Origin of the sequence: Streptomyces sp. Ag109_O5-10 (assembly GCF_900105755.1) — a bacterium.
Lineage (GTDB): Bacteria > Actinomycetota > Actinomycetes > Streptomycetales > Streptomycetaceae > Streptomyces.
In genome coordinates, this window is the sequence record NZ_FNTQ01000001.1 from 6,680,083 (window position 1) to 6,701,956 (window position 21,874).

At 72.5% G+C, this 21,874-nt stretch carries 19 protein-coding genes and 2 pseudogenes; 12 read left to right on the plus strand and 9 right to left on the minus strand.

Annotated features, from left to right (window positions below):
* Positions 1–257: 257 nt before the first annotated feature.
* Complete coding sequence (locus BLW82_RS30480) at positions 258–440, plus strand: hypothetical protein (protein ID WP_093503683.1); 183 nt, start codon at positions 258–260, stop codon at positions 438–440.
* Positions 441–621: 181 nt separating this feature from the next.
* Here the strand turns inward: BLW82_RS30480 and BLW82_RS30485 are convergent, their stop codons facing one another.
* A complete protein-coding gene (locus tag BLW82_RS30485; protein WP_093503684.1) occupies positions 622–1,350 on the minus strand; it encodes a TetR/AcrR family transcriptional regulator in 729 nt (242 codons plus the stop codon).
* Positions 1,351–1,439: 89 nt separating this feature from the next.
* Here BLW82_RS30485 and BLW82_RS30490 point away from each other — a divergent pair, with 89 nt between their 5' ends.
* From BLW82_RS30490 to BLW82_RS30505, 4 genes and pseudogenes are all read left to right on the plus strand, one after another.
* Entirely contained in the window at positions 1,440–2,300 is an 861-nt protein-coding gene (locus BLW82_RS30490) for an SDR family oxidoreductase (protein ID WP_093503686.1), read from the plus strand.
* Between the two features lie 148 nt (positions 2,301–2,448).
* A pseudogene (locus tag BLW82_RS30495) lies at positions 2,449–3,429 on the plus strand (IS481 family transposase).
* A gap of 123 nt (positions 3,430–3,552) precedes the next feature.
* The gene (locus BLW82_RS30500) at positions 3,553–5,886 is read left to right on the plus strand and encodes an FdhF/YdeP family oxidoreductase (protein WP_093508371.1); all 2,334 of its coding nucleotides are present in this window, start codon (positions 3,553–3,555) and stop codon (positions 5,884–5,886) included.
* A 419-nt stretch (positions 5,887–6,305) separates the two neighbouring features.
* Positions 6,306–6,872, plus strand: a complete 567-nt coding sequence (locus tag BLW82_RS30505; RefSeq protein WP_093503688.1) for a hypothetical protein — start codon at positions 6,306–6,308, stop codon at positions 6,870–6,872.
* 76 nt (positions 6,873–6,948) lie between these two features.
* On the opposite strand, the gene BLW82_RS30510 is transcribed toward BLW82_RS30505, so the two are convergent.
* Both BLW82_RS30510 and BLW82_RS30515 read right to left on the minus strand, forming a co-directional pair.
* A complete protein-coding gene (locus BLW82_RS30510; protein WP_093503690.1) occupies positions 6,949–7,302 on the minus strand; it encodes a MazG-like family protein in 354 nt (117 codons plus the stop codon).
* Between the two features lie 71 nt (positions 7,303–7,373).
* Positions 7,374–7,919, minus strand: a complete 546-nt coding sequence (locus tag BLW82_RS30515) for a DoxX family protein (RefSeq protein ID WP_093503692.1) — start codon at positions 7,917–7,919, stop codon at positions 7,374–7,376.
* 134 nt (positions 7,920–8,053) lie between these two features.
* On the opposite strand from BLW82_RS30515, the gene BLW82_RS30520 reads away from it, so the two are divergent.
* Both BLW82_RS30520 and BLW82_RS30525 read left to right on the plus strand, forming a co-directional pair.
* Positions 8,054–8,380 carry a hypothetical protein gene (locus BLW82_RS30520; protein ID WP_093503694.1) on the plus strand — a complete coding sequence of 109 codons (327 nt, stop codon included), beginning with the start codon at positions 8,054–8,056 and terminating at the stop codon, positions 8,378–8,380.
* Between the two features lie 74 nt (positions 8,381–8,454).
* Positions 8,455–9,441 (plus strand): aldo/keto reductase, encoded by a 987-nt coding sequence (locus tag BLW82_RS30525; RefSeq protein WP_093503696.1) that lies wholly within the window; start codon positions 8,455–8,457, stop codon positions 9,439–9,441.
* A gap of 250 nt (positions 9,442–9,691) precedes the next feature.
* On the opposite strand, the pseudogene BLW82_RS30530 reads toward BLW82_RS30525, so the two are convergent.
* A pseudogene (locus BLW82_RS30530) lies at positions 9,692–10,363 on the minus strand (ABC transporter ATP-binding protein); the annotation flags it as partial.
* Positions 10,364–10,419: 56 nt separating this feature from the next.
* Positions 10,420–11,871, minus strand: coding sequence for an ABC transporter permease (locus BLW82_RS30535; RefSeq protein WP_093503698.1), 1,452 nt, complete (start codon positions 11,869–11,871; stop codon positions 10,420–10,422).
* 200 nt (positions 11,872–12,071) lie between these two features.
* Here BLW82_RS30535 and BLW82_RS30540 point away from each other — a divergent pair, with 200 nt between their 5' ends.
* Complete coding sequence (locus BLW82_RS30540; protein ID WP_177233123.1) at positions 12,072–13,280, plus strand: D-alanyl-D-alanine carboxypeptidase family protein; 1,209 nt, start codon at positions 12,072–12,074, stop codon at positions 13,278–13,280.
* 247 nt (positions 13,281–13,527) lie between these two features.
* On the opposite strand, the gene BLW82_RS30545 is transcribed toward BLW82_RS30540, so the two are convergent.
* Both BLW82_RS30545 and BLW82_RS30550 read right to left on the minus strand, forming a co-directional pair.
* The gene (locus BLW82_RS30545; protein ID WP_093503702.1) at positions 13,528–14,286 is read right to left on the minus strand and encodes an SDR family oxidoreductase; all 759 of its coding nucleotides are present in this window, start codon (positions 14,284–14,286) and stop codon (positions 13,528–13,530) included.
* 143 nt (positions 14,287–14,429) lie between these two features.
* Positions 14,430–15,428, minus strand: a complete 999-nt coding sequence (locus BLW82_RS30550; protein WP_093503704.1) for a Gfo/Idh/MocA family protein — start codon at positions 15,426–15,428, stop codon at positions 14,430–14,432.
* Between the two features lie 131 nt (positions 15,429–15,559).
* On the opposite strand from BLW82_RS30550, the gene BLW82_RS30555 reads away from it, so the two are divergent.
* From BLW82_RS30555 to BLW82_RS30570, 4 genes are all read left to right on the plus strand, one after another.
* Positions 15,560–16,933, plus strand: a complete 1,374-nt coding sequence (locus tag BLW82_RS30555; RefSeq protein ID WP_093503706.1) for a multidrug effflux MFS transporter — start codon at positions 15,560–15,562, stop codon at positions 16,931–16,933.
* A complete protein-coding gene (locus BLW82_RS30560; protein WP_093503708.1) occupies positions 16,873–18,066 on the plus strand; it encodes a serine hydrolase domain-containing protein in 1,194 nt (397 codons plus the stop codon). Before BLW82_RS30555 ends, BLW82_RS30560 begins: the two co-directional genes overlap by 61 nt.
* On the plus strand, positions 18,063–19,058 hold the full coding sequence (locus BLW82_RS30565) for a small ribosomal subunit Rsm22 family protein (RefSeq protein WP_177233124.1): 996 nt from the start codon (positions 18,063–18,065) through the stop codon (positions 19,056–19,058). Before BLW82_RS30560 ends, BLW82_RS30565 begins: the two co-directional genes overlap by 4 nt.
* An 81-nt stretch (positions 19,059–19,139) precedes the next feature.
* Positions 19,140–19,886 (plus strand): bifunctional DNA primase/polymerase, encoded by a 747-nt coding sequence (locus tag BLW82_RS30570; RefSeq protein ID WP_093503710.1) that lies wholly within the window; start codon positions 19,140–19,142, stop codon positions 19,884–19,886.
* A gap of 133 nt (positions 19,887–20,019) precedes the next feature.
* On the opposite strand, the gene BLW82_RS30575 is transcribed toward BLW82_RS30570, so the two are convergent.
* Together BLW82_RS30575 and efeU are read right to left on the minus strand one after the other, a co-directional pair.
* Positions 20,020–21,042, minus strand: a complete 1,023-nt coding sequence (locus BLW82_RS30575) for an SCO2278 family lipoprotein (protein ID WP_093503712.1) — start codon at positions 21,040–21,042, stop codon at positions 20,020–20,022.
* The gene (gene efeU / locus BLW82_RS30580) at positions 20,969–21,874 is read right to left on the minus strand and encodes an iron uptake transporter permease EfeU (protein ID WP_093503714.1); all 906 of its coding nucleotides are present in this window, start codon (positions 21,872–21,874) and stop codon (positions 20,969–20,971) included. The genes BLW82_RS30575 and efeU overlap by 74 nt, the downstream gene beginning before the upstream one ends.

Here is a 21,874-nt window from a genome sequence, read left to right on the forward strand (position 1 = left end):
CGTGATTCTGGTACAAGTCACGGAGGCCGCGAACCTCGCTCCGGACGGTTTGTGTGGGGGTCTGGCTCACCCCGATCTCCGTTGGTCGACCCGGAGCTGCAGTCCGTCCTGGTCTATACCATTGACCATGGAACTCCGGGCACGGCCTACGCCGACTTCGGCAAGCCCCGCCCACCCTGGGCCGCACACGTGTCGCCCGTATCCTGACCGCGGTCGGCGACACGGCCACCACTGGGGAACCTGCCCGGATCCTGCGCGTGTCACCGGCCTCGGCGATCCAGCACGTACACGCTCTCGCCGCCGGCGACCTGGTGCGCAGCCGCCGCACCGGCAACCAGGTCCTGCACAGCCTTCACCCGCTCGGTACCGCCCTGCTCGGCGGCCGCCCGGCCCGCAGGTCGGCCCCGCGGCGCCCTGCCGCGCGCCGCTTCTGGATGTAGTGACCACGAGCGTTGTCAACAGTGGGCGGCGGAGACGTGATCAAGGCTGGAGGCGCGTTGTGGGCAAGGGGGTGCCGGCCGGAGCCGTGTGGTCGCCCACCGTCTCATCCGGTGGACACCGCTTCGTCGCGCGATCTCTCCTCGGAAGAATTTCAACCTGCACGAGGGCGCCTGAGCGCGATCAGGCATGTCGCGCGCCACCGTCCGCCGCCAGGCGCGTGAGCCACTCACGCAGCAGGCGCTGCTCGGCGTCGCTCAGGACATCGGCGTCGTCGGGGAGGGCGGCGCGCAGCGCGCGGGCCGCTGCGGCGGGACCGGACTCCGTGGTGGGGACCGCCGGCTCGGCGCGGGTGACGGCCGCGACCATGGACTCGCGCAGGACGGTCAGCAGCGCCGGATTGCGGCGGTCCGCGGGGGTGGAGTGCCAGGTGGTGACCGCGCCCTGGCCGGTGGCCTGGATGATCTGGGCGGCCAGCTCCTCGTCGACCCGCAGCCACCCCCCGGCCGCCAGCCGACGCACCCGCCCATGGAGGATCTCCAGGCCCGCGCGGTGTGCTGAGTCCGATCCCCGGCCGGTGGCCCTGTTCATCACCGCGAACAACTCGGGGCGACAGACCCCGAACTCGACCACCATGTCCCAGCCGCGGCGCAGCTCCTCCACTGGGTCCTTCGGGGCGGGGTCGAGCTGAGCGTGCTTTCTCTCCAGGAACTGCGCGTAGCCGTGCTCGGCGACGGCCTCAAGGAGCCCCTCCTTGTCGCCGAAGAGGCGGTAGATCGCCGGCGGCTGCATTCCGGCCGCGGCGGCGACCGCGCGGGTGCTCACCGCGTCAGGGCCGCCGTTCTCCAGCAGCTCGACGGCCGCCTCGACGATGCGGCGCCGAGGGCTGTCGGCGGAGTCGCGCGTAGCCATGAACCGATGGTACCGAGGATTTGGTTCCACCGGAATTTCCAGTGTTACCGTTGAAGTGATTCCATCGGAAACAGAGTCGGGAGAACCCAGTGATCATCGTGACCGGAGCCACCGGAAAGCTCGGCCGCCGCACCGTCGAGCGCCTCCTGGAGCGCGTCCCCGCCGACCGCGTCGGCGTCAGCGTCCGTGACCCCCGCAAGGCCCAGGACCTCGCCGATCGCGGCGTACGCGTCCGGCAGGGGAGCTTCGACGACCCCGCCTCGCTCGTGCACTCCTTCGAGGGCGCCGAGCAACTGCTCCTGGTCTCCCTCGACCGCACGGGCCAGGAGTGCGTTACCGGCCACCGCGCCGCCATCGACGCCGCCGTGAAGGCCGGCGTCGGCCGCATCCTCTACACCAGCCAGATGGGCGCCGCCCACGACTCCCGGTTCCAGGCATGCCGCGACCACGCCCAGACCGAGGACCTGCTGCGCGCCACCGGCCTGCCCTGGACCGCGCTGCGCAACGGCTTCTACGCCTCCAGCGCCCTGCAGTTCCTGGAGTCCGCCCGCCACACCGGCGACATCGCCCTCCCCGCCGACGGCCCCGTCGCCTGGACCGGCCACGACGACCTCGCCGAGGCCACCGCGGTGATCCTCGCCGAGGAGCACCGCTACGAGGGGCCCACCCCGCCGCTCACCGGCCCGGCGGCGCTCGACTTCGACACCGTCGCCGAGATCGCGTCCCAGACCACCGGACGGCCCTTCACCCGCACCGTCGTCCCCGACGACGCCTTCCGCGAGCAGGTCCTGGCGCACGGCGCCCCGGCCCCGATCGCCGACCTGATGCTGAGCATCTTCGCCGCGGCACGGAACGGCGAGTTCACCGCTGTCGACTCGACGCTGGCCGAGCTGATCGGGCGAGAGCCGGCCGCCTTCCGCACCCAGCTGGAGCATGCCTGGGCCGAATAGATCCAGCGGGGCGCGCAGACGGCCCCGGCCTGACTCGCCGCCCATAAAGGCTCGCCCTCTATCGCCCGAGGACGTCGATCACCAGATCGGCGCCTCGGGCACAAACTCGGACTCCGCATCAGATTCCGCACCGTCCCAGAGGTTCCCCGTGCCCCACCCCCATGCCCGGCTGACCATCCACGGCAGACGGCTCCTCGTCGACCGGGTCCGCGCTGGCAGGCCCATCGCCCACGTCGCCGAAGAAACGGGCACCTCTCACACCACAGCCCACAAATGGGTCCGTGCCGGCGAGCCGAAGGCGATCCGGGGTTGTATGACCGTTCCAGTCGACCCCTGACGACACCGCACCGAACCCCGGCCGATGTCGAGAATCGCATCTGCGAGCTACGGCGCGACCGCAAGCTCGGTCCTGCACGGATCGGCCCGGTCCTGGGCATACCCAGCTCGACGGTCCACCGTGTCCTGACCCGCTAGGGCCTGAACCGGTTGCGCTGGACGGACCGGCCCACCCGTCAGATCATCCGACGCCACGAACGATCACATCCCGGCGAACTGGTCCACGTCGACATCAAGAAGCTCGGCAACATTCCAGACGGCGGCGGACACCGGATCATGCCCCGCCAGCAGGCCGCGGGCAATCGGCAGGCCACAACCGACGTGCGTAGGGGCGGCAGTCCCGTGACCGGCTACAGCTTCGTTCACACAGCCGTCGACGATCACTCCCGGCTCGCGTACAGCGAGGTTCTGACCGACGAACGCAAAGAGACCGCGGCCTCCTTCTGGCAGCGCGCGAAGACCTTCTTCGCCGAGCACGGCATCACCCTCGAGCGCGTCCTCACCGACAACGGCTCCTGCTACAGATCCCGCCTGTTCCGCCGGACTCTCAGCGCCACCTGCATCGTCCATAAGCGCGCGCCCCTATCGCCCGCAGACGAACGGCAAGGTCGAGCGCCTATATCGCACCCTCCTCGACGAATGGGCATACGTGCGCCCGTACTCGTGCAACACCGAACGCACCGAAGCCCTGACGGACTTCCTCCACACCTGCAACTACCGCCGGTGCCACGCCGCACTCGACGGCCAACCACCCATCAGCCGCGTCAACGATCCTGCGGGTCAATACACCTAGATCGCCTCGCCTCCCCGGAACACCCTGCCTAGCATGAGAAAGACGCCGCTGCCCCCGGCGGTGTGTTCCCCGCGCCGGCGAAGGGTGAGAGCCGTGAGTACCTCCCACGACGAGCAGAAGCCGATGCGGTCGGCAGGTCCGGGACAGCCGGGGGCGGTCGAGGAGCAGGTGGGGCCCAGCCCCGACGGGGAGCCGTTCTTTCATCCGTATCACCATCCCGCCGCGGGCTGGGGCGCTGCCAAGAGCGTGAGCAAGTTCCTGCTGCGGGAGCGGGCGCTCGTCGAGGGGCCCCGGGCGATCATGAAGATGAACCACGAGAACGGGGGGTTCGACTGTCCCGGGTGTGCCTGGCCCGACGACACGAAGGGGCTGCGGCTCGATCTCTGTGAGAACGGGGTCAAGCACGTCACCTGGGAGATGACCCGGAAGCGGGTCGGGCGGGAGTTCTTCGCCGCTCATTCCGTGGCCGAGCTGGCCGAATGGAGTGACTTCGCGCTGGAGGACCAGGGGCGGCTGACCGAACCGATGGTGTACGACGCCGAGTCGGATCATTACGTGCCGATCTCCTGGCGGGACGCGTTCGACCTGGTCGGGCGGGCGCTGCGGGGCCTGGACAGTCCGCATCAGGCGTCCTTCTACACCTCCGGGCGGCTCGGGAACGAGGCCACCTTCCTGTACCAGCTCCTGGCCCGTGAGCTGGGCACGAACAACCTTCCGGACTGTTCCAACATGTGCCACGAGGCGAGCGGGCGGGCCCTCACCGCCTCGCTGGGGACCGGCAAGGGGACCGTTGATCTCCAGGACTGGGACGCCACCGACGCGCTCTTCATCATGGGCGTGAACGCCGCGTCGAACGCGCCCCGCATGCTCACCGCCCTCGCCGACGCCTACAAGCGCGGTGCCCAGATCGTGCACGTCAACCCGCTGATCGAGGCGGCCTCGCGACGGACGATCATCCCGCACGACTTCGTGGACATGGCGGCCTGCCACTCGACCCGCACCGGCACCCTCAACCTCCAGGTGCGCGTCGGCGGTGACATGGCGCTGCTGCGCGGGATCTCCAAGGCCGTCCTCGACCAGGCCAGGGCCGATCCCAAGGCACTCGACCAGGAGTTCATCGACCGGTACACGAGCGGCTTCGAGGACTACCGGAAGGCGTGCGAGACCACCTCCTGGGAGGAGATCGAGCGGCAGTCCGGGGTCAGCCGTGCCGACATCCTCCGCGCCGCCCGGATCTACCGGGACGCCGACCGCTCCATCGTCAGCTGGTGCCTCGGCGTCAGCCAGCACGAGCACGGGGTCGACACCATACGGGAGATCGTCAACGTGCTGTTGCTGCGGGGCAACCTCGGGCGGGAGGGCGCCGGGCCCTCGCCGGTGCGCGGGCACAGCAACGTGCAGGGCAACCGGACCTGCGGCATCGACCACCGGCCTGCCGGCCAGTTCCTGGACCGGCTCGCCGCGGTGTGCGAGATCGATCCGCCCCGGGAACACGGTCTCGACACGGTCGGCACCATCCAGGCGATGCTCCGCGGCGACGTCAAGGTGTTCGTCGGCATGGGCGGCAACTTCGCCCTCGCCGCGCCCGACACCCGCGCCACCTACGAGGCCCTGCGCACCTGCGAACTCACCGTCCAGGTGAGCACCAAGCTCAATCGCAGCCACCTGGTGCACGGCCGGCAGGCGCTGATTCTGCCCTGCCTCGGCCGGACCGAGAAGGACCACCAGCGGTGCGGCGTCCAGGCCACCTCGGTCGAGGACTCCATGAGCATGGTGCACCTGTCCGTGGGGATGAAGAAGCCGGCCTCCTCGCACCTGCTGTCCGAGCCCGCCGTCATCGCCGGGATCGCCCGCGCGGCGCTTCCCGACAGCACCACGCCCTGGGCCTGGTACGTCGAGGACTACGACCGTATCCGCGACACGATGGCCCAGGTCCTCGACGGCTTCGAGGACTTCAACCGGCGGGTGCGGCTGCCGCTGGGGTTCCGGATCCGGCAGCCCGCGCGCGAACTGGTCTTCCGTACGGCCACCGGGCTCGCCGAGTTCTCCTCGGCGCCGCTGCCCGACGTCGTACCCGCGCCGGGGACCCTGGCGCTCGGCACCATGCGCTCCCACGACCAGTGGAACACCACGATCTACTCCGACAACGACCGCTACCGGGGGATCAGGAACCTCCGCACCCTCGTCTTCATGAACGCGGCCGACATGCGGGAGCGGGGCATCGCGGAGTTCGATCCGGTGGACATCGAGAGCACGGCCAAGGACGGCAGTACCCGGGTGCTCAACGGGTACCTCGCCATCCCGTACGACCTCCCGCGCGGCTGTGCGGCCGGGTACATGCCCGAGATGAACGTGCTGATCGCCCTGTGCGACTACAGCGAGCAGAGCGACCAGCCGCTGATGAAGCACATCCGCGCGACGATCAGGCCGGCCACCGCCGCCCCTGCCGCTTCCTGACGGGACATCAGTGCCCGGCCGCGCGCCGCGGCCGAGCCCAAGAGCCCGTCGAGGAGCGCCAGTTCCGCCGAGCGCCCGACGAGCCGGCCGGGACCGGTGAGGCGTTCGCCGCTCGGACGTGCCGAAGGGGCGTGCGCCACACCGGCGGAGGGCGGGCGCGTACGCCCGAAAGGGCGACCGGGTCGTCCTGCGGGTACGGCACACGACACGGCCTCGTACAGTGGGCGCGGCGAGGCGGCGCTGCCGCCCACGTGTCACGTCCGATGCGGTCGTCGACGTCATCGAACGGGCCACCGCCGCCGGTTGGGACACCTGCGGCCCGCGTCACGCCCGTGGGACGTCCGGTGTGCGTACGCTGTTCACCGCGCGGAGCACATCGGCGTCCCCGTGCGGAGCACATCGAGGAGAGGTCCGACCGTATGTCCGAGTCACCCGGCACCGAGCTGGCGTCCGAGTACAGCGCGCGGATCGCGCGGGACCTCGAAGTCAATGCCCAGGAACAGGACCGCCTGGCCACCGAGATCGCCGCCCTGGAAGAGCAGTTGCGCGCGGTGCGGGAGAACCGGGTGGTGCTGGAGCGGCTGCAGCAGGCGCTCACCCCGCAGTCCTCGGTCTCCGCCCCAGCCCCCGCCCCGGCAGCGGCCGACGCCGACACCGATGCCGTCGTGCCCCACCAGCGGACCGAGCCCACGCCGAACCGCCGTGCCGTCCCGAAGCAGGGCCCCGCGGAGCCGAAGCCGAGCCTGGTCGAGGCGGTCCACGCCTACCTCGCCGAGCAGGGGGAGCCCCGCTCCGCGACCGACGTCGCCGAGGCGATCAGGGCCGCTCAGCCCGGACGCACCATCAAGACGACGGTGATCCGCACGACGCTGGAGAACCTGGTCGCCCGGAACCGGGCCCGGCGCACCAAGCAGGGCCGGGCGGTCTTCTACACCCTGTCGTCCCCGGACGGCCCCGACACGCCGGAGGCCGGGGCGGAAGCCTAGGGCACCCGGCCGCGGCACTCGCCCCCGGCCCACCCGGCGCACCTGTCCCGCTCTCCGGCCGGGACAGGTGCGGCGCCTACGGCTCCCGCGGTCCCAGCGAGCGCTCCGTCACCCCCGCCAGATGCCGCCCGAACACCCCCGCCGCGTCCGGCGTCAGCGTCCGCAGGGCCACGAGCGCCGTGATCACCACGTCGCACAGCTCGCCCTGCACGTCCTCCCAGGTGTGGGTGACGCCCTTGCGGGGGTTCTGGCCGGTCGCCCCGATCACCGCCTGGGCGACCTCGCCGACCTCCTCGGTGAGCTTGAGCATGCGCAGCACGACGCCGGTCTCGCCGCCGTGCCTCCGGTTGGCGTCCAGCCAGGTCCAGAGGTCCTCGATGGAACTCCACAGGGCGGCGGGATCGCAGGGCGGTGTCCGCTGTTCCGTCATGGCCCGTAGCCTGCCCCGCCCCACCCCGCCGGTACTCCTCCACTCCTGCGCCACTCCACTCCCGCACTCCGCTACTCCTCGAACAGGGCCTCCTGCTCCCCTTCCGCCGCCCGCCGCACCCGCCGGTTCCGCGCCCCGATCACCACCGCCGTCACCGCCGCCGTCACGCCCAGCGCCGCCGGGACCATCCAGCCCTGGTCGAGGACGTGCCCGAACGCGTGGTCCAGGGAGAGGCGGCCGGGGCCCGCGACGGCCAGGCCCGCGGTGGCCAGGCCCAGGGTCGCGGCGTACTCGTAGCCGCCCTCCGCGGCGAAGAAGCCGTTCGGCCGGTGCAGGGCGGCCGCACCCGCCATCGCCCCCGCCGCCGCGGCTCCCGCCGCCGGGGTCGCGAGGCCCAGCGCCAGCAGCGTTCCGCCGCCCGCCTCGGCGAGCCCCGCCGCCAGCGCGCTCCGCGTCCCCGGCACGTACCCGACCGACTCCATGAACTGGCCCGTGCCCTCGAGGCCGCCCCCGCCGAACCAGCCGAACAGCTTCTGGGTGCCGTGCGCGGCCAGCACCCCGCCGGTGCCCAGCCGGAGCAGCAGCAGGCCCACGTCACGTCGGTCGTAGCGGGTCACAGGGGCTCCCATCGGCGGCATGCGGTTCGCGGGTCTCCACCGTCGCACCCGGCACGCCCGCTCGGCCCGTCCGCGCGGCCGTTCGGGTGGCGGGCGGGTGGCGGGCGGATGGGGCCGGTGTGACGCTGGCTGCCATGACGATCAAGACAGCCAAGCTCAGTGACCCGGCGGTCCGCGCCTTCGTCACCGCCGTCAACGCCAGCGACCGCGAGGGCCTCGTGAAGCTCCTCACCCCGGACGCGACCATGGCGGACGACGGCTCCGACCGGAACCTCGACGACTGGATCGACCAGGAGATCTTCTCCTCCAACGGCCACATCGACGTCGACAACGAGTCCAACGGCGGCCGCTCCCTGCTCGCCCACTACCGCAACGACACCTGGGGCGAGATGGCCACCCGCTGGGACTTCACGGTCGAGGACGACGGCCGCATCTCCCGCTTCGAGACCGGGCAGGCGTAGAAACCCGGTGGGCGCGGAAACGGACCGGGAAATCCCTTGTCCTCGGGTGCGCTCCAACTCCTAGCGTCACGTGCATGGAAACCGACAGCACCACCAGGACCCTGGGCCGTTCCGGCATCCGTGTCAGCGCGCTCGGCTTCGGCTGCTGGGCCATCGGCGGCGAGTGGCAGGACGCCACCGGGCAGCCGCTCGGCTGGGGCAAGGTCGACGACGAGGAGTCCGTACGGGCCGTCCACCGCGCCCTCGACCTCGGCGTCACCTTCTTCGACACCGCCGACACCTACGGCGCCGGCCACAGCGAGCGCGTCCTGGGCCGTGCCCTCGGCAGGCGCCGGGACGAGGTCGTCGTCGCCACCAAGTGGGGCAACGTCTTCGACGAGGAGACCCGCACCCTCACCGGCCACGACGACTCCCCGGCCTACGTCCGCCGCGCCCTGACCGCCTCCCTGCGCCGCCTCGGCACCGACCACGTCGACCTCTACCAGCTCCACCTCTCCGACGCCGACCCGGCCCGCGCCGCCGAACTCCGGGACGCCTGTGAGGAGTTGGTCGGCGAGGGGCTGATCAGGGCCTACGGCTGGAGCACCGACGACCCCGCCCGCGCCGCCGTCTTCGCCGAAGGACCGCACTGCACGGCCGTGCAGCACGCCCTGAACGTGCTCCAGGACGCGCCGCAACTCCTGGACGCGGCGGAGAAGTTCGACCTCGCCGCCATCAACCGCTCCCCGCTCGCCATGGGACTGCTGGGCGGCCGGCGGGCGGGGGCCGCGGCCGGCGACATCCGCAGCAGGCCGCCGGCCTGGCTGCCCGGGTTCGGGAACGGCGACGGGGCCGATCCCGCGTGGGTCGAGCGGATCGAGGCCCTGCGTTCCGTCCTCACCAGCGACGGGCGGACCCTCGCCCAGGGTGCCCTCGGCTGGATCTGGGCCCGCAGCCCGCGGACGGTCCCCATCCCGGGCTTCCGGTCCGTCGCCCAGGCCGAGCAGAACGCCGGGGCGATCGCGAAGGGGCCGCTCACCGCCGGGCAGCTGGCCGAGATCGACCGGCTCCTCGGGCGGTGAACGGCCCCGCGCCGCTCGGCGACGGCGGTCAGTAAGCCTGGCCGCCGCCGTACTGCTGCTGCGCGTACGGCTGCTGACCGGAGCCCGCCTGCTGCGGCTGACCCGTGTACCCGTGCTGCGGCTGACCCGTGTACCCGTGCTGCGCCTGACCCGCGTACCCGTGCTGCGCCTGACCCGCGTACCCGTGCTGCGCCTGCTGCGGCTGACCCGTGTACCCGGCCGCCTGCTGCGCGTACCGCTGCCCGCCGCCCTGCTCGGTGAGGGTGATCCGGCCGGCCTCGATGGTGGCCAGGCGCGGGGCGCGGCGGGCGATCGAGGAGTCGTGGGTGACCATGACGAAGGTCAGCCCGTACTCGTGCCACAGGCCTTCGAGGAGGGCCATGATGCCGTCCCGGGTGCCCTCGTCGAGGTTGCCGGTCGGCTCGTCGGCGAGCAGCACCTTCGGCTTCTTCACCAGCGCGCGGGCGATCGCGACGCGCTGCTGCTGGCCGCCGGAGAGCTCGGACGGGGCGTGCCCGAGGCGCTCGCCGAGACCCACCGAGCGCAGCGCCTCCGCCGCGCGCTCCCGGCGCTCGGCCGGCTTGACGCCGAGCGGGACGAGGGCGGTCTCGACGTTCTCCTGGGCGGTGAGCGTCGGGATCAGGTTGAACGCCTGGAAGATGATGCCGATCTTCTCGGCGCGCAGCCGGGTGAGCCTGGTCTCGCCGACCCTGGCGAGGTCGACGTCGTCCAGCAGGACGCTGCCCTCGGTCGGGCGGTCCAGGCCGCCGATCATCTGGAGCAGCGTCGACTTGCCGCCGCCGGTCGGGCCCTGGATGACGAGCTGGTCGCCGTCCTCGATGGTCAGGTCGACGCCGCGCAGCGCCTCGACCGTCTCCTTGCCCCGCGTGTAGCGCTTGGTGACTCCGGTGAGTCGGTACATGGGGTTCTCCACTGGGTGCTCTGCCGTCAGAGGCGTAAGGGGGCGAGGCCGGGGGGTCACGAGACGCTGCGCAGGGCGTCGGCCGGGCGCATCCGGGAGGCGCGCCAGCCGCCCATCGCGCCGGCGATCAGGCCGCCGGTGACCGCGAGGCCGACCGCGAGGGCGATGGTGGTGAGGGAGACCGGCGCGGACAGCGCGATCTCCAGGGTGTGCTGGGAGGCCTGCCGGCCGGGGCCGCCGCCGCCCGGGCCGCCGCCCGTGCCACCGCCGCCGGAGCTGCCCAGCTGGGCGGTGAGCTTCGGGCTGATCGCGGTGACCGCGTAGGCCGCGCCGACGCCGAGGGCGATACCGAGGGCGCCGCCGATCAGGCCGTTCACGATGGACTCGCCGACCACCTGGCGGGTGACGTTGCGGGACGGCCAGCCGAGCGCTTTGAGGGTGCCGAACTCGCGCACCCGGCGGGACACCGCGGAGGAGGTCAGCAGGGCCGCCACCAGGAAGGCCGCCGCGAGGACCGCGACGGACAGCCACTTGCCGACGCTGGTCGCCAGGCTGGAGGCGGTGGACAGGGAGCCGGAGACGGTGGACGCCAGGTCGGCGGAGGTGGTGACCGTCGTACCCGAGATGTTGGCGGTGATCTCCTTCTTCACGGTGGAGATCTGCTGGGAGTCGGTCGCCTTGACGTAGATCGTGGTGACCTGGTTCTTCGCGTCGCCGAGGGTCTGCGCGACCTTCAGCGGCACGAACACGTCGGTGTCGGACTCGCTGCTGTCCGGGGTCGCGATCCCGATGACGGTGAACTTGGTGCCGGAGATCTTGAAGGTCGAGCCGACCTTGTACTTCTTCTCCTTGGCGTACGACGTGCCGACCACCGCGACCTTCGAGCCGGTCTGCGCGGTGGTGAACGTCGTGCCCGAGGTGACCTTCATGGTGGACAGCGGGCCGAGGCCCTGGTGGGCCACGTCGACGCCGACCACGGAGTAGCTGTTGACGTCGAAGTCGGCGCCGCCGCCCTGAACCTGCGGCGCACCGCCCGAGCTGCTGCCCTCGCCGGGGCCGCCCTGGCCGCTGCTGCCGGTGGAGGACTTCGCCTTGCCCTGGGTGAAGGAGCCGTCGACCTTGGTGACGTTGAGGGAGAGCGCTCCGACCGCGCTCTGCACGCCCTTCTGGCCGGCGACCTCGGTGACCAGGGACGACTTCAGGGCCTGACCGCCCTGAGTCCGCACCCGGTCCGAACTCTGCGTGGAGCTGCTGCCGGACTTGGCGTCGAACGTGAAGTTCGGGCCGCCGGAGCTGCCCGAGGCCGGGGCCGTACGGGCCTTGGTGACCGTCATGTCGGTCCCCAGGCCGTACAGCGACTTGAGGACCTTGTCCTGCGCCTGGGTCATGCCGGCCGACACCGAGTCGACCGTGATGACCAGCGCGATACCGAGCGCCAGACCCAGAGCGATGACCAGCGCCGCCTTCTTCCTGCGGCCCAGCTCGCGCTTGAGATAGATGCCAAACATCCCGTTCCTCGAAGGTTCTTGGCGCCCGCCGTGGGCGCGGGCTCAAGCTAGGGAGGAACCTTTGAGCGGCCCTGGGTAAAAGATGTGTCAGAGCTGAGAAACCGGGATGTCTCAGCAAACTTTCATAAGACAGCAAATTCATATGCCAGGGAGGGGGTCCGCGCGGCGAAGCCCCGCTGGACGCGGTGTACGGTCCCGAGGTGCGCGATTCCTCTCGGCTGACCAGGCGTGCCGTCCTCGGACTGACGGCCGCCGCCCTTCCCGTGTCCGCGGCGACCCCCGCCTCCGCCGCCACCGTCATCGGCGGCGAGCGTCTGGCCCGTGGGGGCGTACAGGTGAGCGGTGCCACCGGCCTGCCGAGGAAGATCACCGCCCGGGCCTGGCTGCTCGCCGACTGCGACAGCGGCGAGGTGCTCGCCTCGTACAACGCGCACCGGAGGCTGGCGCCCGCCTCCACCCTGAAGATGCTGTTCGCGGACACCGTGCTGAAGAAGTTCGAGCGGACCGAGCGGTACAGGGTCAAGGACACCGACATCTCCGACGTCCCGGCCGGCTCCAGCCTGGTCGGCATCAAGCCCGGCATCACCTACACCGTCGAGCAGCTGTGGCAGGGCGTCTTCCTGCGCTCCGGCAACGACGCCGTGCACGTCCTCGCCCACATGAACGGCGGCATCGCGAAGACCGTCGCCGAGATGCAGGCCAGGGCGGCCGACCTCCAGGCCCTCGACACCCATGTGGTCAGCCCCGACGGCTTCGACCACCCGGGCCAGCTGTCGTCGGCGTACGACCTGACCCTCTTCGCCCGGCACGGGCTGAAGGACGACGACTTCCGCGGCTACTGCGGCACGCGCATCGCGAACTTCCCGGCGGGCGGCAAGAAGACCTTCCAGATCCAGAACACCGACCGCCTGCTCACCGGCGCCTGGGGGCTCGACGTCTACAAGGGCCTGTTCGGCGTCAAGAACGGCTACACCAGCCACGCCGGCAACACCTTCACCGGTGGTGCCACCCGGGACGGCCGCACCCTGCTGGTCACCGTGATGCACCCGGACCCCGCCACCAACGCCGTGTACGAGCAGACCGCCGCGCTGCTCGACTGGGGCTTCGGGAAGGGGAGCTCGGCGCAGTCCGTGGGCGCGCTGGTCGATCCGCTGAGCGAGGGCGGGGCGAGCGCGAGTCCGTCGGGGCGGGGCAAGGGGGCCGCGGGGGCGGCCGGGACGGGGGCCGCCGCCGGTTCGGGATCGTCGGGACCGTCGCCGTGGCGGGTCGCGGAGGGCGGGGCGCTGACGCTCGGGCTGCTGGGCGCCGGGGCGTGGGCGCTGCGCCGGCGCCGGCGGGCGGCCGGTGCCGCGGCCGGCCCCGACTCGGGTGACCCACCGTCGGGTCCAGCCGGCCCGACGGCGGGCTGACGTCACGCGGCAGCCGCTCCACCCACCGGTGCGTACCCGCGGTCCCACACGGGTCCACCCCCAGCCCGGTCCGGTGGAACGGCTGCCGCCTCCCCCCTCGGTGTGGCCGGCGGTCTACGGAATGCCAGAGCCTCAACTGTGAAGTTCTGGTGGAGGGGAATTGAGCATAGGCCCGTCACCGGCCGCACTATCGCGGACGTCGGTATTCCGCTTGTGCAGGTTGTGGATTGTCCGACTGAACGGCGGTTCAGCCCCGGCCCACGTACGGCATCGCCGTCGCCAGCACCGTCGCGAACTGCACGTTCGCCGCCAGCGGCAGCTCGGCCATGTGCCGCACGGTCCGCGCCACGTCCGCCACGTCCATCACCGGTTCCGGGGCGATCACCCCGTTCGCCTGCAGCGCGCCGGTCTCCATCCGGGCCGTCATGTCCGTCGCCGCGTTGCCGATGTCGATCTGCCCGACCGCGATGCCGTACGGCCGCCCGTCGAGCGACAGGGACTTGGTGAGCCCCGTCAGCGCGTGCTTGGTCGCGGTGTAGGCGGCCGAGTGCGGGCGGGGCGCGTGCGCCGAGACGGACCCGTTGTTGATGATCCGCCCGCCCTGCGGGTCCTGCTCCTTCATCTGCCGGAACGCCGCCTGCGCGCACAGGAACGCCCCGTTGAGGTTGGTGTCCACCACGTGCCGCCACGCCTCGTAGGGCAGGTCCTCCACGGCCACCCCGCCCGGTCCGAACGTCCCCGCGTTGTTGAACAGCAGGTCCACCCGCCCGAACCGGTCCACGGCCGCCGCGAACAGCCCGGCCACGTCGTCGGGTTGCGAGACGTCGGTCCGTACGGCGAGAGAGGCGCCGCCGGGCGCCAGTGCCGCCGTCTCCTCCAGCCGTGCGGCGCGCCGGCCGGCGAGCGCCACCGACCAGCCGGAGCGCAGCAGTTCCGTGGCCACGGCGCGGCCGATGCCGGAACCGGCGCCGGTGACGACCGCGATCTTTGGTTGCTTGGTGTCCATGGGGTCGCAGCGTAGGCGCTCCGCTGGGAGGGCCGCGTCAGCCAGGCCGTCGGTTGTCCGCGGCGCCGTGGGGGCTGGTCGCGCAGTTCCCCGCGCCCCTTTCGGGGCGCGTTCAGCGGGGGGCGTGCAGTGCGGGGGCGTCTTTACGCCTCGCCCGGGTAGCGGACGCCGATCTGCTCTCGCAGGGTGTCCAGGGTGCGCATGACCGCGAGGGTGCTGTCGTGGGGGACGAGGGGGGACTCCTGGTCGCCGGCGCGGACCGCGCGCATGGCCTCCCTGGCCTCGTGGCGGAAGGTGTTGCGCGGGCCGTCCTCCGGGGTCAGGACGAACTCCTCGGGGTCGCGGCCGTCGCGGTGCAGGACGAAGCGGTCGGGGTTGAAGAAGCCGTCCGGGACGTCGATCCGGCCCTGCGAGCCGGTGACCGAGGCCGTGGTGCCGGTGCCGCCGACGATGGAGCAGTGCACCGAGGCGAGAGCGCCGCTCTCCCACGAGAGCAGCGCACCCGTCTGGAGATCGACGCCCTCCTCCGAGAGCACCGCTCGCGCCGAAAGACCGTCCGGCTCGCCGAGCAGCAGGTGCGCGAACGACACCGGGTACACCCCCAGGTCGAGCAGCGCACCCCCGCCGAGCAGCGGGTTCCGCAGCCGGTGCGCCGGCGGGAACGGCCCCTCCAGGCCGAAGTCCGCCTGCACGGTCCGCACCTCGCCGATCGCCCCGTCCGCGACCAGCGCGGTCAGCCGCCGGATGAGCGGATGGCAGTACATCCACATCGCCTCCATCAGGAAGCGGCCGTGCTCCTTCGCCAGCGCGACCAGTTCCCCGGCCTCGCGGGCGTTGAGCGTGAACGGCTTCTCGCACAGCACGTTCCGCCCCGCCGTCAGGCACAGCCCGGCGGCCGTCCGGTGCGCCGAGTGCGGGGTGGCGACGTACACGATGTCCACGTCCTCGTCGCGGGCCAGCGACTCCCAGTCCCCGTACGCCCGCCCGATTCCGAACCGCTCCGCGAACCCCTCCGCCGACTCGGGGGACCGCGAGGCCACCGCCACGATCTCCGCGTCGGGCAGATCGACCAGGTCCGCCGCCATCGCCGCCGCGATCCCGCCCGTCGCCAGGATCCCCCACCGCACGCTCTGCTCACCCATCCCGGCCGCCCACCCTCGCTCACGTGTTTCCCGGCAGTCTGTACGAGCTGAGAGCATATGCGGGGGCCGACGGGGTCCGGCAACAGCCGACCGGACCGCGAGACCCACGAAGACGGGGGGACAGGGGACACATGCCCGAGCAGCCGGCGCGGCCGACACCGCACGCCCAGGACACCGCGAACGCCCAGGACACCGCGAACGCCCAGGACACCGCCGTCCCCGCACCGCGCGGCCCCGCCGGCCGCCCCGGCCCGGCGCCCGCCCCCGCCGCCACCCGCCGCGCCGGCCTCCTCCTCGTCCTGCTCCTCGGCGGGCTCACCGCGACGCCCCCGCTGGCCATGGACATGTACCTCCCGTCCCTGCCGGAGGTCACCCGCTCCCTCGGCGCCCCCGCCGCGACCGTCCAGCTCACCCTCACCGCCTGCCTCGCCGGCATGGCACTGGGACAGCTCGTCGTCGGCCCGATGAGCGATCGCTGGGGGCGCCGCCGCCCGCTGCTGGCCGGCCTCGCCGTCTACGTCGTCGCCACCGTCCTGTGCGCCGTCGCGCCGGACGTCGGGACCCTGATCGCCTTCCGCCTCGCCCAGGGCCTCGCGGGCGCGGCCGGCATCGTCATCGCGCGGGCCGTCGTACGCGACCTCTACGACGGGGTCGCCATGGCCCGCTTCTTCTCCACCCTGATGCTGGTCTCCGGGGTCGCCCCGGTCGTCGCCCCGCTGATCGGCGGGCAGATCCTGCGGGTGACCGACTGGCGGGGCGTCTTCGTCGTCCTCACGGTCGTCGGGACGCTGCTCGCCGTACTGGTCTGGGTCCGGCTCCCGGAGACCCTGCCGCCTGCCGACCGGCACGCCGGGGGAGCGGCCACCGCCGTCCGCGCCATGCGGAGCCTCCTGGCCGACCTGCCCTTCACCGGCTACATGCTCGCGGGCGGCTTCGCCTTCGCGGCCCTCTTCGCCTACATATCCGCGTCCCCGTACGTCATCCAGGAGATCTACGGCGCCTCCCCGCAGACCTTCTCCCTCCTCTTCGGCCTCAACTCGGTCGGTCTTGTGATCGCCGGTCAGGTCAACGGGAAGGTGCTGGTCGGCCGGGTCAGCCTGGACAAGGTGCTGGGGGCGGGCCTGGCCGTGACCGTGCTCGCGGCGACCGCCCTGCTGCTGATGTCGACCGGCGCCCTCGGCCCGGTCGGCCTCGGCCCGGTCGCCACCGCGCTCTTCGTCCTGATGTCCGCGATGGGCTTCACCCTGCCCAACGCCCAGTCCCTCGCGCTGCTGCGCACCCGGCAGGCGGCCGGGTCCGCGTCCGCGCTGCTCGGGACCTCCTCGTTCCTCGTCGGCGCGGTCGCCTCGCCGCTGGTCGGGGTCGCCGGGGAGAGAACCGCCGTGCCCATGGCGATCGTCCAACTGGCGGGGGCACTGGTGGCACTGGCCTGCTTCGTGGGAATGTGCCGTCCTTGGGCAGCACGTGGGAACACCCGTGCGAGGGCGGAGGGAGCAGGGAGCTGAGCGTACCGAGACTGCGCGTCGAGACACCGGAACGGGCCGGTCTCGACCCCGCGGAACTCAGGCACCTCGTCCGCGAAGTGCACGATCTCACCGCCGGTGAGCGGCCCTGGGCGGCCGGGGCCGTCGTGGTCGCCGGACGCGGACCCGTGATCGCCGTGCAGGAGGCCTCCGGCTGGGCCGTGCGCTGGTCCGCGTACGACCCCGAGACCGACGCCGGTGTCGAACTGCTGCCCGCCGCCCGGGTCCCGGCGACCGTCGACACCCCCTTCGACGTCGCCTCCCTCACCAAACTGTTCACCGCGGTCGCCGTCGTGCAGCAACTGGAGCGCGGCACCCTCGGCATCGACGCCCGCGTCGGCGCCTACCTCCCCGACTTCCACGGGGCCGTCGTGCACGGCATCACCGTCCGCCAGCTCCTCACCCACACCTCAGGGCTGCGCCCCGAACTCCCGCTCTACGACTGCCCCGACGACGCGGCCCGCCTCGGCCTGCTCCGCGCGGAGGCCCCGACCAGCGCCCCCGGCGCCTACCGCTACTCGGACCTGAACCTGCTCCTCCTCCAGCAGGTCCTGGAGCGGATCACCGGCCGCCCCCTCGACGTCCTGGTCCGCGACGGCATCACCCGGCCGCTCGGCATGACCGCCACCGACTTCGGACCCTGCCCGGGGGCGGCGGCCACCGAGGACCAGCGGCGGCCGTGGGCCAAGGCGGACCGGGGGATGCTGCGGGGCGTCGTGCACGACGAGAACGCCTGGGCGCTGGGCGGGGTGGCCGGGCACGCCGGCCTCTTCTCCACCGGCAGGGACCTGGCGATCTTCTGCCGGGCCCTGCTCGCGGGCGGCGCCTACGGCCCGGCGCGGATCCTCGGCCCCGACTTCGTGGACCTGTTGCTGGCCCCGCCCGGCCTGGGCTTCCTGGTGGACCAGCCGTGGTTCATGGGCGAGCTGGCCGGACAGGGGGCGGCGGGCCACACCGGGTTCACCGGGACCAGCCTGGTGCTGGACCGGGCGACGGACACGTTCCTCGTCCTGCTCGCCAACACCGTGCACCCGCGCCGCCGTCCCGGCGACAGCGCACCCCGGGCGGCCGCGGCGACCCGCCTCGCCAGGGCTGTCCATACAATCGCCGGGTGAACCACCCCATCCCTGCCGGCCCACCGGCCGACCGGCTCCGCGCCGCGCTCTCCGACCTGCTCGACGGCCTCCCCCCGAAGCAGGCGGCCGGAGCCGTCGAGCGGCTGATCGCCAACTACCGCGGGGCCACCCCGACCGACGCACCGATCCTGCGGGACCGCGCGGACGTGGTGGCCTACGCCGCGTACCGGATGCCGGCGACCTTCGAGGCGGTACGGTCCGCGCTGGCGGCGTTCGCCGACGCGCTACCGCAGGGGTGGGCGCCGGGCAGCCACGTGGACGTCGGCGGCGGGACGGGAGCGGCGACCTGGGCGGTGACCGACACCTGGGCAGGCGCGCGGCCGGTGACGGTCCTCGACTGGGCCGAGCCGGCGCTGGCCCTCGGCCGGGAGATCGCCGCCGCGAACCCGGCACTCCGGGACGCGCGGTGGCAGCGCTCTCGGATCGGAGCGGCGCTCACCATCGAGAGCACCGATCTCGTCACGGTGTCGTACGTCCTCAACGAACTCGACGAGCCCGACCGAGCCGCCCTCGTCGACGCCGCCGCGGCCGCCGCGCAGGCCGTCGTCATCGCCGAGGCCGGCACCCCCGCCGGCTACGCCCGGATCATCGAGGCCCGCGACCGCCTGATCGCCGCCGGCTTCCACGTCGCCGCCCCCTGCCCGCACAGCGCCGCCTGCCCGATCGCCCCCGGCACGGACTGGTGCCACTTCTCGGCCCGGGTCAGCCGCTCCTCCCTGCACCGCCGGGTCAAGGGCGGCTCGCTGCCCTACGAGGACGAGAAGTTCAGCTACGTGGCCGCCACCCGCTTCCCGCCCGCCCCGGCACCGGCCCGGGTGGTCCGCCGCCCCCAGATCCGCAAGGGCCAGGTCCTGCTCGACCTGTGCGAGACCGACGAACGGCTGCACCGCACGACGGTCACCAAGCGCCACGGCGACCTGTACAAGGCGGCCCGGGACGCGGACTGGGGCGACCCGTGGCCACCCGGGTGACACAGCTCTCGTACCCCCCGCTTCACGCCCAGACGGGACCATAAGGCATCCTGGCCGGACCAGAGGGAGGCGAGGCGACAGATGAGCGCGAGGTTCGGCGGCCCGACCGGCCGGCAGGGCAGACTCTCCCAGTGGCTCCGCGGCCGCCGCCCCGAGCAGGCCGCCACCGCCGACGAACCGGGCCGCGCGGCGCTGCTGCTCGCCGCCGCCGAGGCGGGCCTCCCGCTGGCCCCCGCCGCACACCCCGCCCCCGGCTACGGCTGCTCCTGCGACCGCGTCGGCTGTCCCACCCCGGCCCGGCACCCGGTGTCGTTCGCGTGGCAGACGCAGTCCACCACCGACCGCGCCCAGATCGAGCGCTGGGCCCGGCACCAGCCGCAGGCCAACTTCATCACCGCGACCGGCATGAGCCACGACGTCCTGGACGTGCCCCTGGAGCCCGGCCTGCAGGCCCTGGAACGGCTGCTCGCGAACGGCGTCGAGGTCGGCCCGGTCGCCGAGAGCGACGACGGCCGCCTGCTCTTCTTCACCCTCACCCGCGGCACCCCCGAGGACGAGGACGAGTGGTGGCCCTGCGAGCTGGACTGCCGCCCCGAGACCATGGACGAGCACCCGGGGCTGCGCTGGCACTGCCGGGGCTCCTACGTCCTCGTACCGCCCGCCAGGCTGTCCGGCGGCGACGGCGGTCTGCGGGTGCACTGGGTACGCGGGCCCGAGCACGCGCTGCCCGACCCGCTGAGCCTGCTGGAGATCCTCACGGACGCGTGCGCGCGGCATGCCGGTGAGGAGGCCGACCAGGTCGCTGCCGCTTGGCCACTCCGACACTGAGTGCTCGGCGGGAAGCGCCGGGTCGGGTTGTGCGGCTGGGTTGTGCCAGGCCGTCGGTCGGCTGCGGCCGAGTGGGGGCTGGGCGCGCAGTTCCCCGCGCCCCTGACGGGGCGCTGTCAGCGGGGGCGTTTTGTCACGAACCCTGTGCTGACGTCAGGCCCTGGATGCGACCCAGGATCGAGACCTTGCCGGTGCCGGCCGGGTCCAGGGCGACCTGGTTGGAGACGAACTGCATGGTCAGGGACTGCTTGATCTCGCCCTTGGTGAGGGCCTTGACGCCGAGGTTCGGGGTCGGCACGGAGGCGCCCGCGGCCGCCGTCTCCTTGGCGTAGTAGCGGGTGGTGAAGAACACCGCCGCCCCGCCGTCGGCGGTGCGCAGGGCGAGTGGCGCGTAGTCGCCGCCGGTGAGCGGCTCGTCGATGTACTGGGTGGCCAGGCCCGGCTTGGTCGACTTCTTGCGGTCGGTGCGCCAGCCGCTGGTGTGCGGGCCGTCCGCGAAGGCGGTGCCGCCGCTCCTCAGGTACGCGGCGTAGTCCTGGCTCAGGTCGCCCGGGGGGACGGTGAGCCGAGCGCTGTTCGCCGGTACGTCCTCGGCCCAGCCGGCCTTGTCGGTGGTGAACTTCGGTACGGCGTCCGGCGCGACCAGTGTCAGGTACGCAACCTGGAACGACTGGTCGAGGCTGTTGCGGGTGAAGACCAGCAGCCAGCGGTCGTCGCCACCCTTGTTGGCGTGCGCGTCGGCGAGGAACCAGCGCGGCCAGCCGGCCTTCTTCGGGATGGTGTACGTGACGTCGTCGAACTCCAGCGCCGAGTGGGCGGAGTTGCCGGCCGGGCTGTTGACGTGCCCGGCCTTCAGGCGCGCGGAGTCGATGTCGCCGAGGGCGCCGGTCGTGTAGTCCGCGTCCAGGGAGCCGTCGTAGGCCTTGTCGGCCTCGTTGTAGGCGTCCGTGAACTGCCGGAGCGCCTTGGCGGCCTCGGCGCGGGTGGTGGTGGGGAGCACCTCGCGCTCCCCGTGCACCACCACGCAACCGCTCGCCGTCAGCGACAGGGCGGTCAGCGAGACCGCTATGAGCGCGTTCCGGTCACGCCGACGGAGTCTGCGGAGCCGTCGAGGGGCGCGATCCCTGCTCGTCAGGTGCGTCCTCAGGTGCGTCATCAGGTGCCTTCACCTTCCCCTTCCCGGAGCCGAACCCTACCGGGGCGAAGAAGAACGCGAGTGTCGGGACCAGGTACAGCAGCCACACCGTGACCTGGAGCACGGTCGGGTCCGGCTGGAAGTTGAACACGCCCTTCAGCAGCGTCCCGTACCAGCTGTCCGGCGGGACGGTGCCGCTGATGTCGAAGGCCTGGCTGGTCAGTCCCGGGATCCAGTCGGCCTCCTGGAGGTCGTGGAAACCATACGCCAGCACGCCCGCCGCGACCACGACCAGCATGGCGCCGGTCCAGGTGAAGAACTTGGCGAGGTTGATCCGCAGCGCGCCCCGGTAGAACAGCCAGCCGAGGAACACGGCGCTGGCCAGGCCGAGCGCCACGCCGATCAGGGGGCGCGGGGTGCCGTCGCTGGCCGCGTGCACGGAGGCCCACACGAACAGCGCGGTCTCCAGGCCCTCCCGGCCGACGGCGAGGAAGGCGGTGGCGACCAGTGCGCCGGTACCCATCGCGAGGGCGGCGTCCAGCTTGCCGTGCAGCTCCGCCTTGAGGTGCCGGGCGGTGCGGCGCATCCAGAACACCATCCAGGTCACCAGGCCCACCGCGACGATGGACAGGGACCCGCCGAGCGCCTCCTGTGCCTCGAACGTCAGCTCCTGGGAACCGAATTCGAGCGCGCACCCGAAGCCCATGGCGATCAGCACCGCCACCGCGATGCCGATCCAGATCGGCTTCAGGGCGTCCGTGCGCCCGGTCTTGACCAGGTAGGCGATGAGGATGCAGACGACGAGCGAGGCCTCGAGGCCTTCCCGCAGACCGATCAGGTAGTTGGAGAACAC